Origin of the sequence: Bradyrhizobium sp. CCGB12, from assembly GCF_024199845.1 — a bacterium.
Lineage (GTDB): Bacteria > Pseudomonadota > Alphaproteobacteria > Rhizobiales > Xanthobacteraceae > Bradyrhizobium.
This window is the reverse complement of sequence record NZ_JANADO010000001.1, coordinates 5702082-5716446: the sequence shown is the minus strand read 5'-3', so window position 1 is coordinate 5716446 and position 14365 is coordinate 5702082. Positions and strand designations below refer to the sequence as shown.

At 57.4% G+C, this 14365-nt stretch carries 7 protein-coding genes and 4 pseudogenes; all 11 read left to right on the top strand.

Annotation, left to right across the window (positions count from 1 at the left end; translation table 11 throughout):
* Nucleotides 1-21: 21 nt before the first annotated feature.
* Entirely contained in the window at nucleotides 22-1074 is a 1053-nt protein-coding gene (locus tag NLM27_RS26240; protein ID WP_254146056.1) for an ABC transporter substrate-binding protein, read from the top strand.
* A 623-nt stretch (nucleotides 1075-1697) separates the two neighbouring features.
* Entirely contained in the window at nucleotides 1698-2672 is a 975-nt protein-coding gene (locus NLM27_RS26235) for a 3-hydroxyacyl-CoA dehydrogenase family protein (RefSeq protein WP_254146055.1), read from the top strand.
* A 2199-nt stretch (nucleotides 2673-4871) separates the two neighbouring features.
* Nucleotides 4872-6464 (top strand): ABC transporter substrate-binding protein, encoded by a 1593-nt coding sequence (locus NLM27_RS26230; protein WP_254146054.1) that lies wholly within the window; start codon nucleotides 4872-4874, stop codon nucleotides 6462-6464.
* A gap of 820 nt (nucleotides 6465-7284) precedes the next feature.
* Nucleotides 7285-8544, top strand: a complete 1260-nt coding sequence (locus NLM27_RS26225; RefSeq protein WP_254146053.1) for a serine hydrolase — start codon at nucleotides 7285-7287, stop codon at nucleotides 8542-8544.
* Nucleotides 8545-9359: 815 nt separating this feature from the next.
* A complete protein-coding gene (locus tag NLM27_RS26220) occupies nucleotides 9360-9584 on the top strand; it encodes an enoyl-CoA hydratase-related protein (RefSeq protein ID WP_254146052.1) in 225 nt (74 codons plus the stop codon).
* 53 nt (nucleotides 9585-9637) lie between these two features.
* The gene (locus tag NLM27_RS26215) at nucleotides 9638-9910 is read left to right on the top strand and encodes a hypothetical protein (protein ID WP_254146051.1); all 273 of its coding nucleotides are present in this window, start codon (nucleotides 9638-9640) and stop codon (nucleotides 9908-9910) included.
* A 28-nt stretch (nucleotides 9911-9938) separates the two neighbouring features.
* Nucleotides 9939-10371 (top strand): annotated as a pseudogene (locus NLM27_RS26210) (3-hydroxyacyl-CoA dehydrogenase NAD-binding domain-containing protein).
* A gap of 221 nt (nucleotides 10372-10592) precedes the next feature.
* Nucleotides 10593-10838 (top strand): annotated as a pseudogene (locus NLM27_RS44095) (3-hydroxyacyl-CoA dehydrogenase family protein); the annotation flags it as partial.
* Nucleotides 10839-10983: 145 nt separating this feature from the next.
* Nucleotides 10984-12207, top strand: a pseudogene (locus tag NLM27_RS26205) (IS3 family transposase).
* Nucleotides 12208-12227: 20 nt separating this feature from the next.
* A pseudogene (locus NLM27_RS26200) lies at nucleotides 12228-12514 on the top strand (3-hydroxyacyl-CoA dehydrogenase family protein); the annotation flags it as partial.
* A gap of 795 nt (nucleotides 12515-13309) precedes the next feature.
* On the top strand, nucleotides 13310-14314 hold the full coding sequence (locus tag NLM27_RS26195) for a S9 family peptidase (protein WP_254146050.1): 1005 nt from the start codon (nucleotides 13310-13312) through the stop codon (nucleotides 14312-14314).
* The last annotated feature ends 51 nt before the right edge of the window (nucleotides 14315-14365 follow it).

Sequence of the window (14365 nt, the reverse complement as noted above, 5' to 3'; positions counted from 1 at the left end):
TCGGCAGAGAGGGAAAACGACATGAACAGGTCCTTACCAAGAGTCTCACGCCGCTCCTTCCTTGCTGTAACGGCCGGCACACTTGCGGCGCCCATGGTGGTTCGACCCGCGCGTGCCGCGACCAATTCAGTCAAGTTCGTCTCTTACGGTGGAAGCTATCAAGACGCCTTAGCAAGGTACGTGATGAAGCCGTTCGCCGAAGAAACGGGAATTAAGGTCGGCTTCGTTCCTGCACCGGAGCTCGCGAAAATCAAGGCCCAATTGCTTACAGGTAACGTCGATTGGGACATCTTTACCGGCCCGCGCTCGAGAATCATTTTTGGATCAAAGCAGGGATTTTGGCAAAAACTCGATCTTTCCTTGTTTGACGTCGATGATCTTGCCATCGCACCACAAAGCGATAACATCGCCTCCGTCACCTATTCCACCGGAATAACATGGGATCCGGAGAAATATGGACCGGGACAGCATCCGGTGAATTTCGTCGAATATTTCGATATTAAAAAATTCCCAGGACGTCGTATCCTGCGCAATTCCCCTGATCTTGTCCTGGAGCTGGCTCTATTGAGCGCCGGCGTGTTGCCTGAGAACATGTATCCTTTGGATTTGAATCGCGCGTTCGAAGCGCTCGACAAGATGAAATCAAGCGCCGTCAGAGTGGATGCGACGCCTCAAGCAGTCTCGCTTGTGCAGAACGGTGAAGTTGATTTCAGCTACACTTATTCAAATCGGGTCAAGGCAACGACTGAGTCGGGGGGCGGAAAGCCATTGGCCTATTCCTTCGAACAGAATCTGATCTCTTCCGAGGGCGTGGCAGTGCTCAAAGACGCACCGAACAAGGAAAGCGCAATGAAGCTCATCGCATATTACTTGCGTCCAGATGTTCAGGCAAAGATAGTGAATGAGACTGCTGTTGGTCCGGTGTCCAAAAATGCTCAAAAAATGTTGTCGGCTGAAGCTCAGAAATGGCAGTCGAGTTTAAGCAATACGAACAACCTTCTCATCAACGATACCTACTGGGCCGATAACTTTGAGGGCGTTTCCCGCCGTTTCAAGGAATGGATGCTTGGCTGATCGCTGCTACTTGAGGCCGATCCGTCCGAGTAATCACAAGTGGGTGCGCAACTTACCCCATCGTGCGTATCGGGCTTCTCTGAATGGCACTATTTCCATTGATCATCTGTGTTTATCCCCTCGCGTGTCAGCCGGGCTGGAACATGCGCTCCTCGTCAGCGAAGCCAGCTTCGGATGCTGGAGCTCGAGGCACCAACTTAGAGGCCGAAGCCAACATCGCCTAAGGCACACGACGTGATTGTCGGGGATTGCGACCAATCGGGTTAGACTCTTTCCAACACCGCCGTCCGCGGTGCACGTCGCGGCCGCGGGGCTACCGGGAATAGCCGGGTCGACTACGCAGCCCGGTGAGCCATGAACGCTCCGATTTCGGCTCGGAATATTAGGGGCGAGGATGGTGGTGCTTTCGCTCCACTGATCCCGAAGCTATGCGAAGATTTCTCTCTCGATGAACCCAGACTTTCAGGAAGAACTTCTGTGCCAAAGCAAGGAGATTTGCTGGATATATGCACACCCGGACAGGGTTCAGCGTTTTTCGTCCTTGCGGCAGGATAGACCTTTAGCTGTAGGTGCGAAATGGCTGACATAGAACACCGTTTCGCCCGCTATGATGTGGAAAAGAGATGATTGAACGAATTGCAGTCGTGGGTGCGGGCCTAATGGGACATGGAATTGTGCAGCTTTTCGCAAGACATGGGTACCCGGTAGCGCTTTGCGACATGAGCGCCGATGCATTGGTCAAAGCGCGGCATGAGATCGAGGGAATCTTCCATCTTCTCGGGCAGGACAGCACCGATGCTGGCGCGGTGAGTTTTTCGACCGACTTGCGAGAGAGTGTGACTGGTGCGGATGTGATCATTGAGGCGGCGCCGGAGAACTCGGCGCTTAAGCAGGAGATCTTCCGGTCGTTAGACGTTTATTCCAAGCCTGAAGCACTCTTGGCTTCTAACACCTCGGTCATTCCGATTACGACGATTGCGCAGCCAGTTCGGGATAAGGGGCGAGTGCTAGGTACCCATTTCTGGAATCCGCCCTATCTGATTCCCCTTGTAGAGGTCGTTGAAACTGCCGCAACCCGCCGGGCTGCTTCCGATCGAATGATGGCTCTGCTTGCAAGAGTTGGCCAAGAACCTGTCCGCGTGCTGAAGGACATACCCGGGTTTATCGGCAACCGGCTTCAGCACGCGCTCAAACGCGAGGCAATCGCTCTCGTCGCAAATGGCGTGTGCGACGCAGAAACCGTGGATCGCGTCATCAAGCTCGGCTTCGGTGCACGACTGGGTGTGCTTGGCACCCTCGAACAATCCGACATGGTCGGCCTGAACTTGACGCTGGACATACATCGCAATGTCATGCTCGACTTGGACATCACGCGGGGGCCCCATCCCTATCTCGAAAAGCTCGTCTCCGATGGACATCTCGGCATGAAAACTGGAAAGGGCTTCTATGAATGGACGGACGAGAAAGCAGAAGCGGTACGTCAGCGGCTTAGAACCTTTCTCGCGCATCAGCTTCAGCGCAAAGTTGACGAAGAGCGTGAAACCGTGGCGCCGTTCGCTCACAGCGCTTTCGACGAAGGTCGCGGGACAGGCACCTAGCTTCCTCAAAGAGTTGGAAAAGCCTCGATATGCGTACAAAGGATCAGGGGCAGACCCTCGGTCTGTCGGATCGGCGCTTAACGGTGTGGGCTAGACTAGTCGAACAGACCGACAGGCCCCGCAGCTGTCCTTTAATTGTCGATTGTTGTCAAGCTTCCTTTTTGAACTCTCCAACGGCATGTCGGTAGCGCTCGTGCCGTCGGAGCTGGTCAGGTTGCGGAGACGGCGCGAGCGCGGCTGAGGCATTGGGTAAGCCTATGGTTGACCTGTCGATGCCATCGCTGGGGTCATGATCCGTTCCAAGGTCGCGCAGCGCCTCATGATGATGTCCGGGTCGGGCGCCTCAACGTGTACAGCGGAGTGCGGACGAGCTGCCACCAGCCGATTGACCGAGGTCGCCACAGCCACCGTCCCAGCGGGACATCGCCAGCCCGGCGCTCCGGGCTGGGAGCTCGCAAGATATGATCAGGTCGGGCAGCCTTTGCGTGGCCCCAGTCGAACGATGTTCCGTGAATCCAGACGAAATGGAGGATCACGGCGATCTTCCGGGCGATGGCGACCTTCGCCTTGTTCATGCCGATCCGCTTGGCAAGCTTCAGTCCCCAGGCTTTGAGGGAGGACCATTTCTTCGTTCGATAAAGCAGAACAGTCGCTGCCTCGAACACGTACGCTTGGAGAAGCCTGTCGCCGAGTGTGATATCTTGCCATTGATGTCAGCTTCGCCAGATTGGTTGCGCCGAGGTGTAAGATCCAGATAGGCGCCGACGCTCGCTGCTCATCGGAAGCGCGGCGGGGCATCGATCGTATGGCCGAACGTCCCGACACCAAGAACCGTCATCAGGCGACGCGTCGTCTCATCCGACCTCGCCAGCTAACGGACTTCATCGTCGACTTGGTTTGCTGGTTGCAGATCTTTCATGGATGCACAGAAGCGGATTGATTACGCCGAGGAGCCGATGACCTTCGCTCAACAGCTCACGACAGGTTGCGGAACTGCAGGCTATCGCGCGTAGAAACAGTAACCGGTATTCTTTGATTAGGCTCCGAACCTGGTTCTCGATATCACGAGGGATGGCTACGAGTCGGGATCTTGCGACGAGCAGCGCGCGGGCCTTCTGACCCTCCTCGCTCTTGACTTTGACTTTTCGATACCAGCCCACTCGTACCAGTTCGGCTAGGCCTCGCGCGTCATTGCGTGCGCTTGCCGAGCATCGATGCAGACCACTGAAAGACCGACCCTACGGAGTTCATGCCAAAGCCAACTCGCCATCGCGCCTATTTCGAATCCGATACGCTCGGCATGAGGCGCATGTTTGCGAAGCAGGCTGGTCAAGGCGCCCAGATCAGAGTTAACGTTCCTCTCGAAGATTGCTTCCCAATCTCGCCGACCACACACAGCGGTTTCCCTGTTGCGAGACGTCCAGCCCGACGTATTGCTTCATCATAGCTGCTCCGAATCGGCTGATCGCGAGAGCTCCACGAAGCGTAGTCAAATTGTCCCGCGAGCGCCGACCGCAATTATTCCTCGAGTTCAAAATATGAACACCGATTAAACCAAAGCCTTCCACAACAGTGAGCGCCCCGCTTTTGGGAGTTCCAAAACATATTTTGGTTGGCCGAGGTCGGTACAGGGCGGATCGCCGTCGTCGTGCCTAATATTAGACAAGGTGTATCGTCCTTGGTGGCTATCCACGCACACCTCAGCTACCCGCCTAATCGCTCCTTGATATGCGTCATGCGTTTGATCCGCGTCGAGGAGCTTGGCAATGGCGAGAGCCAAGCTACCGGCCCGAAGGGTTTTTGGTTGTCTACTTGCAAATCGACGCAGTCGCAGGTGATGACCCCTTGCAGCGAGCGGCCTATTAGAATCTGGTCGCCGTCGATGCCGACGCGATTGTCGCCGAAGCGTCAACGAATGATTCGGCCTGCGACCAGCACGTTTGGCGCTTAGGGGACTCGTGGTTTGGATTGTACTCGGTGAGCGACCAGAAGCGCTCTGCTCAGCCGGCGCGACGCGAGATTCTGGCTCGCTTGCCATTTTTCTGCAGTATTACCTCGCAAAGGGGGCGAATTCGAGCAAAGCCAGCGGCCGAGTTTGATTATTGGTAACGATGGGGATGACCCGCTGGTTGCGCAGTAGTGGCTGTTCAACTCTGCCTGACAGCGAAGGCAACCGAAACGATACCAGGGGGATGAAATATGGCAGTATCTCGACGCGAACTCCTCAAGGCGAGCTTGGCGACTGGAGCGGCATTCTCGATGCCGAGGACCCTGCGAGCGAAAAATGCTCCGAATGCCGCTCGAACAGTCCGCCTAGTTATGGCGAGCCCTCTTGTCGCTTTCGATCCGTTTTTCACAACATCCACTGCGACGCAAACCCATGGCTCGGCAATCTACGACACGCTCTTTGCGATGGACTCGAAGGGCGTGCCGCAGCCACAGATGGTCGGAAAGTGGGGGGTCTCCAGCGACAAAAAGACTTACACGTTCGAACTGCGTGACGGACTCGCCTGGCACGATGGCACGCAGGTTGGCGCAGCCGACTGCGTGGCTTCGATCCGCCGGTGGGCTCAGGTCAGCACTGCCGGAAAGTTGATGATGGCTCGGGCCGAAGACATCTCGAAAAAGGACGACAAGACCTTCACCATCCTCCTCAAGGAGCCGCTGGGACTTCTTATCGATATTTTGGCATCAGAGAACGGCTTGCCGCTTTTTATCATGCGTGAGAAAGATGCGAATCGCCCCTCGACCGAACAAGTAACCGCGAATATTGGATCGGGGCCCTTCAAGTTCAATGAGGCGCTCGCCCGGCCTGGCTCGAGCTTCACATACGATCGCAACAATAGCTACGTACCCCGTAAAGAGCGATCGGATGGATTCGCTGGCGCGAAGATCGTCAAGGTAGATCGTGTGGTGTGGGACATTATGCCAGACCAGCAGACCGCGATTGGAGCCTTGCAGGCTGGCGAGATCGATTTCCTTGAAAATCCGCCAGTTGACCTTTTCCCGCTAATCGAGAGCAACCCGGATCTGGCGCTTCAGGTCCTGAACCGACTTGGTTCGGTTTGGTTTCTACGCATGAACTTCTTGCAAAAACCCTTCGACAACGTCAAGGCGCGACAGGCAATGCTTCATCTCATCGGTCAGGATGCATTCATGCGTGCCGAGATCGGTAACCCAAAATACACTGGCGCGTGCACTTCACTGTTCGGGACCGGCTCGGTCTATTCCAACGATGAAAACACCGCTTGGTACAAGAAGAACGGTGACCCGGAAGCAGCCAGGAGACTTTTCAAGGAGGCTGGTTATGCCGGCGAAAAGGTCGTGATCTTAACAGCGGGCGGTAACATCGCTCCGTTGCTAACGCAAACTCTGCAAAGGATCGGCATCAATGCCGAGCTTGCCATGAGCGATCGGGCCGGACTAGTCAAGCGACGGGCAAACAAGGGGCCCGTTCAGGATGGTGGCTGGAGCATTTTCACCGGACCCTGGGGTACAAGCAGCATTCAGGACCCGATGGTCTGCGATCTTACCGCGGCCAACGGCGAGAAGGCATGGATCGGCTGGCCGAAAAACGACGAATACGAAGCTCTCCGCGCGGAGTGGCCCGCCACCGCAACGGTCGAAGATCGCAAAGTCTTGGCCCGCAAGATGCAACGAGTGTGGTGGGATTTTGTCGGCAGCGTCTGGTTGGGCCAGTCCGCGCTGCCAATCGCACGTGTGAAGACCCTCGAGGGCTTGATCGACTATAGCGAAGGGTACTTCAAAATGTGGAATATTCAAAAGACCTGAGACGGAAGCACATCGCGACGTTGCGCCCAAGGAGGAGGAGTACGTTCGTTTTGTGATCGGGACTCAGCAAACTGTACCGACAAACTGCCGGCCAATTCGGCCGCTACAGGAGCTGTTATCAGTTCTGGCGCGAGGCCTCAATTTGTGCGCGGGCATCGGTCGCCGATCGCCGTCAGAGATGTGGAAGTCTCTCGCGTAGTCTCCAGGGGCACCTGGTCGGTTATCAGAGAGGCCCATGCATCCTGACGGCTCCCATCTATAACGTGGAGTGTCCAATTTCAGCGCTGTCTAAGAAGCGGCGGTCTGGAAATGGCCGACGAGCGCTCAAGAAGCCCAATTTGCGCATGTGAAAGTCACCCTAACACCGGTAGCAAGTCCCTCCTTCAATGGCGCAAACGCACACACATACCATGGGCGGGGCCAAGGCCGAGCTGGCTTCGACTAGAGAGCGATATTGTTGAGCTGCCCTGGCAAATCGCCGGGCCAAACGAAACTCCTTTACTCTTTTAAGCGCTGGGGTAGTCGTCGGCGCGGCTCGGCTCGCGCCTGACTGCCCTGGCGCCATTTTGATAAGTGCTTCTAAGAGCCTGCAAGCGAAAGCGCAGCAAAAGGCTCGTCGTCGCACGTCGAAGGGTAATCATCGTGCTCCGGCAGACGTCGTCATAATCTCTACGGTCAGCCTCCGCGCTTAATCCTCGTGATCTCGCAAAGAAACGCGCAATTTCGTAGGTGCCGGAGCAAATATTAAATTATTTCGGCTTTTCAAGCCAAGTATCAGGAACACTAGGCGCGACCGCAAGATATGGATTACGGAGTTCTCATGAGCATGCTCGAATTTGATGGTAGGCGCTATCCCGATGGCCGCGCATCCGATCCAGGGGAGCTTGAGTGGATGCACGGTGCGCCGCCACCGGATGGTAAGCGCATCACGTTCGAGAGCGACACCTTTATGGATTTCCCGCAGATCCGTTGGTCGCTGTCGCACATGCGCGAGCTTTGGCCAACCGTCAACGTGTGGCGAGGGCGAACCGGGCCGTCACCGCTGCACCGCGGCGACACGGTCGCTGACATCGACGCGCTCACCTTCGTCGATAGCAACGGATGCACCCGCTGCTTCGGTGAGGCGCTGTTCGATACGTATACTGATGGCATTTTAGTTCTGCATCGCGGGCGGGTCGTGTATGAACGCTATTTCGGCTCTCTAGAACCGCAGTTGCCGCATGCATCCCAGTCGATGACGAAATCGTATGCCGGCACCCTCACCGCGGCGTTGGTCTATGAAGGCGTGCTCGACGATACCACGACGATACCGCGCTATCTGCCGGAGCTGAGCGGTTCCGCGTGGCACGACGCCACGCTACGTCAGGTAATGGATATGGAGACGGGTGTCCTTTATACGGACGACCAATTCGATGCGAGCTCCGACGAAAAGGCCTATGAATACGCGACGGGCTGGCGGCCGCCGCCGGTCGGCTACGCCGGGCCGCGGACCATGTGCGACTACCTGCGCACTGTCCGCAAGGGTAGCGCGCATGGCGAGCGTTTCGCGTACAGGAGCGTCAATACAAGCGTTCTGGGCTGGATCATGGGACGCGTGACTGGTCGTTCCTTTGCCCAGCTACTGCAGCAGCGACTGTGGGCGCCGCTCGGCTGCGAAGAGGACGGTTACGTCAGCATAGACGCCGCGGGCATGCCGATCGCTGGCGGAGGTTTGCACCTTACTCTGCGCGATCTCGCGCGCTTCGGGGAGTTGATGAGGCAAGAAGGCGACTGGAACGGCCGTCAGCTGATTCCGGCTGCGTTTGTCCATGAAGTACATCGCGGCGGCGATCGCGCGAAGTTCAAAGAGGCGGGCATAAAGCACCTGCCTGGTTATTCGTATCGGAGCCAGTGGTGGGTAACGCACAACGAGTTGGACGCCTTCGAAGCGCGGGGTATACACGGCCAGCGCCTCTATATCGCGCCCAAGGCAGAGATGGTCGTCGCGCGCTTCGCTTCGCACCCTTTGGCGAAAAGCGCCGCGAGCGATCCGATCATTATGCCGCAAATGCTCCAACTTGGGCGGATGCTCCGCGCATAATCGCAAGCGGCGAGCGGCCTCACTCCCATGGACTACGTTTGGCGAAACGATACCATGCACTTCAGCGACGGCCTAGACAAGTCGTCGGTTGCGGTGATCGTTGCCGTCGACGCTACTGGTACAGTGTCCGTTGCTCCATCGCGCCACTTGCGCGGAAAACACGAGATCTTCAAGGAGGGGCGCTACTGCCAAGCTGACACCGGGAACAAGTTTGAGCTCGCGTCTAAACCCGCGGGCAAACGCAGGAGCTTACTACCACGGCCATTGGACCAGCTAACGATCGCGATCGAGGGTTTTGCGTCCGAAGCGCATCGCGCTTGCTGTTGCCCTCGACTTTTGAAGCGCACGTCCGCCTCCGCGAGATCGAGCTCGGCACAAACGTGAGCTGCCAGGCAATCCGCGCAGGCCGTAGCTAGTCGGTCAAGCCGCGTACAAAGCAGGCGATCAACCTTCGGCAAGGCCAGCGAAAACTGTGGCCCAGTGCGGCCAACGCGAGACAATTAACATCACCGTAGCCAGTGGCGCTGGAGACCCCCCTCAGGGCACAAGCGAACACAACAACGATCGATTTTAGCTAGCCGTGAGTGAGTAGTCAGCTCGAACGCCATGATATCGTCGCCATCGTCATGGTCGATAATTCGTCAGTGAACGTACTGAGCCGTCAGGGACAAAAAAGATACTCTCAAATCCATCAGACATGCGACCAGAAATCCTGACATCAAAGAAATCTTGCTTGGCTGTGCTGGTCGCAGCTTCTTGCGGGGGGCAGATATTGCCGAGTTTGATGAGCCATCGCGGGAGTCTGAATGGCTTGAATGGGTCGAGGGGCTAGCGAGCATAGAAAAGTCGCCGAAGCCAATCGTCGCGGGGCAATTCATGATGTAGCACTCGGCTGTGGGCTCGAGCTGGCGCGGGCCTGCTATTTCCGTGTCGCGACGCAAGATGCCAAGCTGGGCCTGGCCGAAGTCAAGTTCGGCCTCTTGCCTGGCGGCGGCGGGGCCCAGCAGCTCCCACGTGTGGTGGGACCTGAGCTACCGTAAGAATGATCTTAGGAGGTGCCCCAGTTCTCGCTTCCGAGGCACTGAAGACTGGCTTGATCGACGAGATTGTCGAAACCGCCGAAGCCGGCGGTACAGCGTTCCTGCGCAAGGTGCTTGTCGACAAGCGACCCTTACGCAAGTTGCGCGAAGATGATTCGAAGTTGGCTGCAGCAAGGATCGACCGGGCGATCCTTACGATTGCGGTCGCTTCAACGACGAAACGGGTGCGTCGCCTGGAAGCGCCTTTCGCCGCCGCGATCGCATGCGCGATAGACCTCCTGTTCGAGGAACGGCGGAAAAAGGAGTATACGCTTTCCTCAAACTGAGAGGAAGCGATAAGTCCAAGGCACTGCTATGCGGTCTTTGCCGAGCGCGACGCGGCCAAGATCGCGGATGTCCCCAAAACGACCATCACGCGTGGTCGAATCCGTGGCGATCCTCGGCGCAGGCACAAGGGGCGGCGGTATCGCAATGTCTTTCGCCAATGCGGGGATACACGTGACACTGATCGAGAAGGGCAGGGAGCAGCTCAAGCGTGGCATGGCCGCGGTGCGTAAGAACTGGGAGGCGACCGTGCTCGCGGCGGATCTCGGCCGATACACCTGCCAAACGCATGGTTCTGATCCAAGCTATGGTGGGCATCGAAAATGTTAGAGGCGCTGACCTCATCATAGAGGCGGCCTTTGAATCCATGGCACTTAAGATAGATGTCCGTCGACAGCTCTGCGAGTGTAAGAAAGCCCGGCGCGGTACTTGCCTCAGATACCCCCTGTCTAAGCATCGATGAGATTGCCAATCACACATCGCGTCCGGAGGGACACATTGGGGATGCATTTTTTCGCCGGCGAACGTTATGAAGTTGTGCAAAACGTTCGCAGTGCGCGAACAACGCCCGAGGCGCTCGTGACCGGTCTCGGTAGCGCGCAGGATCAGCAAAGTGCCAGTGGTGGTCGGAGTTTGCGACGGATTGGTCGGCAATCGAATGTTTGAACAAGATTACAAGCAGAGGGCGCCCTGTCCCAGCAGATTGATGCGGTAGTGCTCAAGTTTGGCATGCCGATGGGTTCGTTCGCTGTGAGCGATCTAGCGGGGTTGGATCAGCTTGCAATGGCCCAAGGCGCAGGGCATCACGATCTGAAATCGAGAATGCGTTGTGCAAGGCCGGTCGATTTGGTCAAAAGACCGGCAAGGGCTGGTACAAGTATGATACCGGATCGCGCACGCCAATTCCAGAACCCGAGGTGGAGAGGCTAATCGCCAAAAACACTGAAAAAACTCGGACCCAAGCGTCGCGCAATTTGCGATGATGAGAGTCTGGAGCGCCTGAGCTATCCAACGCCTTGCCCCACGGGCTTAATCCAGTTTTAAGTTCGTTCTGGCCCCGCGCGAGGACCAGAGCATGAAGCGCAGCCGCTTTTCGGAAGAGCAGATCAACGGGATTTTGAAGGAGCACGAGGCTGGCGTTTCAGTTGCCGATCTGTGCCGGAAGCACGGTGGCAGTGACGCCAGTATCTACAAATGGAAAGCTAAGTTTGGCGGGATGGAGGTCTCATAGGCCAAGCGGCTGAAGACGCTGGAGGATGAGAACAAGCGGCTGGAGCGGCTGCTGGCCGACGCCATGCTGGACAACGCGGCGTTGAAGGACTTGTTGGGAAAGAAGTGGTGACGCCGCGGAAAGCTGTCGCGCATCTCATGGAGGCCCACGGGATGAGCGAATGGCGTGCGTGTAAGTAAAGCCATCGGCTATTGCCGCATGACCGTCAGATACCAGACGACCCGGGCGGATGAAGCCGCCCTGCGTCAACGCATGAGGGCGATGGCCCAGGAGCGCCGTCGCTTCGGCTATCGGCGCCTCCATGTTTTGCTCAAGCGAGAGGGCTATCTGGTCAACCACGAGAAGCTCTTCCGGCTCTACCGGGAGGAGAAGCTCGCAGTGCGGCGCCGTGGCGGCCGCAAGCGAGCAATTGGGACCGGGGCCCTGATGATGGTGCCGATGGCCCCCAACGATCGCTGGTCGCTTGACTTCGTATCGGACCAGCTCACCGATGGCCGCCGCTTCCGCATCCTGACCGTGGTCGACGACTGCACCACGAGGCGCACATGAGTGCGTCGCGCGGTCCCCGGCCATACCCGCGAGTGTCTGGCGCTGGTGGCTGACATCTCGCTCTCCGGCACCCGGGTGGCGCGGGAACTGCGCCGGCTACTGATTGAGCGCAGCAAGCCGAAAATGGTGGTCAGCGACAACGGCAGCGAGCTCGCCAGCAACGCCATCCTGACCTGGGCCGATCAGAGCCGCGTCGCATGGCACTACATCGCCCCGGGTAAGCCCATTCAGAACGCCTTCATCGAGAGCTTCAGGCTGGCTGCGGGATGAACTGTTGAATGAGACGATGTTCACGTCGCTGGCCTAGGCCCGCATCGCGCTCGGATGTTGGCGGGCCGATTACAACGATGAACGACCACACTCGCAGCTCGGATGGAAGACGCCCTCCGAGTTCGCCAGCAAATGCCACCCGCGACGGGATCTGGCGCTGCGTATCTCGAGGGCTCCGCGCCAGCTCCCGTCGCTACCACCGCCCAACCCGGCAAATCCACACGCCAGGGCGAACTCAGGACTGGATAAAACTTGGGGGCAAGGTCACCATGATCAACGAAGATGCGCGCATTCTCGAAGAAGGCATCGCAGCTCGTCCTAGCGATATTGAGGTGGTTTGGCTAAATGGTTTTGGGAGGCTCGGTCTATCGCGGCGGTCCGATGTATTGGGCTAACGAAGTCGGCCTTAGTCTTATTGCCGACAGGCTCGCTTATTAAGCTAAACGAACCGGCGATCGATCGCTCGAACCGGCACCACTGTTAGAGCGGCTCGCGGCGGAGAAAGGATTTCGCTACACTTGCAGCGGACGGCAAACACGGGCGGATGGCTCGATAGGCCACGAAGGAAATTTTGAGAGAGCTGATCTCCTGGAATCCTGCTAAGCGCAGAACCTGCGAGAGGCAGGCGAGCAGCTGATGATGGCGCTATTGTGCTCCGGCTGCTTGTCCGTTGGGAGGAGCTGGAGCAGGCAGCGTTTAAAACGAACTCGTCTCCGCGGCACAAGATCACGCCCGTCCCGTAGTTGCGCAGCGCTTCGCTCTGCACTTCGGTAAAGTCGGCCGTTGCCCGTTGATCGAAAGGATCTGTACAGATTCGTCGCGTAGTGCGGCCTGCTCAGCCGCGTGCCAGGCAGAGAGTGCGCGCTCTGCTGCAGCAATGCGAGCAGCACGCGCGATCGGTCCCTACTCTCTTCCCTCGGGCGCGTTGCGGTTCGAAGTGCAAAGCCGGCTGGCCGCCGAATGAGCTGCCACAAGGCGTGATCTCGCCTAGTGTGTAAGTCTCGCCATCGCGCCGTTCGATGGCCAAGCACCCGTTGTTGGCTCAGGTTTGCAAGCTTGGTTAACGCGCAGCATGAAATAGATAAAAATGCGCGCTCGATGCAGAAATTCCCCACAACGAGACCGATATTGGTGATTTTCTGCTCGTTGCCTCAGTAGTATTTTCGTAATGAAGGAGATGAATGAAGGCCGACAACCCTCTAGCTTATAGCGATAGATGGGCGCGGTTCGATCTCCGTACGAAATTCTTGAGCGGATGGTGAAGAATTCGCGCCGGAGGGGGAATCGGATGCTATGCGCTGAGCCGCCCCATATTGGGGATAATCTCGTCTCCACACGATCAGGAGCCGCGATGTTCCTTGACAATGTCCCCGACGATCGCGACGGCGTAAGCCGGAACAACTGGGTTGCGAGATGGACAAGCATCGGAGATGCTCAGTGCCAGCTTGGGGACCTAAACGTCGAAAAGAAGCGCCTTGATGAGGCGATCGAAGCTTGGCTGTGCGCGCTGACCGCCTTCGAAGTTGCCAGACGATTAGGTGAAGAAGAAGATCCACAAAACCTCGACGTCTCCGCCAAAGTCGAAGCTGGCATTCAGAGGTTCGGGGCACCTCTTGAGCGCAAGCTGGAGCGAATACAAGTCTGCTGTGATGTCGTCGAGCTGTCGGCCTATTACTTGCCTGCCGGCAGCCCGGAGCTACCTGCGCCGGCAGTTATTTGCATTAGCAGAGATCAGGAAACTGCGGTGACCCTCCTAGGAAGGCTCTTGCCGGCGGTGATCGGGCGGCGCATCTCAATCCTCGTTGTCTCTCACGATGAGGTTTCAAATCATTGGCGCGGCCAGTCGGAAATTTCCCTATCTTGCTGCCTGGACTATCTTTCAGCTCGGCCGGATGTCGATGCCGCCCGGATCGGCGTGTATGGAGAAGGGTTGTCGGCGGTTCTGGCTACGACGTTTGCTGTATCTGACGGGCGGGTTGCCGCGGCGGTTTGCGACGGCGGACTTTGGGATTGGGCGCGTACCCGAGCGTCTGTCGGCTGGATGACGATGACTGATGACGTCCTGGATGAGGGGATGATCTCTGCACTTCGCTCGCGATTAGTCCGGCAGGTGAGATGCCCGGTTCTCGTGGTAGCCGGTGGGCGCGGTACGGTCAGCATCTCGGAGGCGATCGAACTTCAAGCGGACTGTACAGCGGCGCGCATTGATCTGGAATTGGCCATTCCACATATGATACGGACTGCAGTTGGAGAGATCGAGAACTTCGTGCGCTCCGATGATTGCATCCTCGGATGGCTGGAGAGCAAACTAGAAACAATTCGCCCGAGAAATTATGCTTGCCCAATGGCTCAGTAAAAACCTTCGCCGGCGCTATTGATCTCCGGACTACTCCAACACGTTACCAAC

Bases quoted from the DNA above. Each gene is read 5' to 3' on its own strand.
- NLM27_RS26240 (WP_254146056.1), top strand. From the start codon at position 22: ATGAACAGGTCCTTACCAAGAGTCTCACGCCGCTCCTTCCTTGCTGTA.
- NLM27_RS26235 (WP_254146055.1), top strand. From the start codon at position 1,698: ATGATTGAACGAATTGCAGTCGTGGGTGCGGGCCTAATGGGACATGGA.
- NLM27_RS26230 (WP_254146054.1), top strand. From the start codon at position 4,872: ATGGCAGTATCTCGACGCGAACTCCTCAAGGCGAGCTTGGCGACTGGA.
- NLM27_RS26225 (WP_254146053.1), top strand. From the start codon at position 7,285: ATGAGCATGCTCGAATTTGATGGTAGGCGCTATCCCGATGGCCGCGCA.
- NLM27_RS26220 (WP_254146052.1), top strand. From the start codon at position 9,360: ATGGGTCGAGGGGCTAGCGAGCATAGAAAAGTCGCCGAAGCCAATCGT.
- NLM27_RS26195 (WP_254146050.1), top strand. From the start codon at position 13,310: ATGTTCCTTGACAATGTCCCCGACGATCGCGACGGCGTAAGCCGGAAC.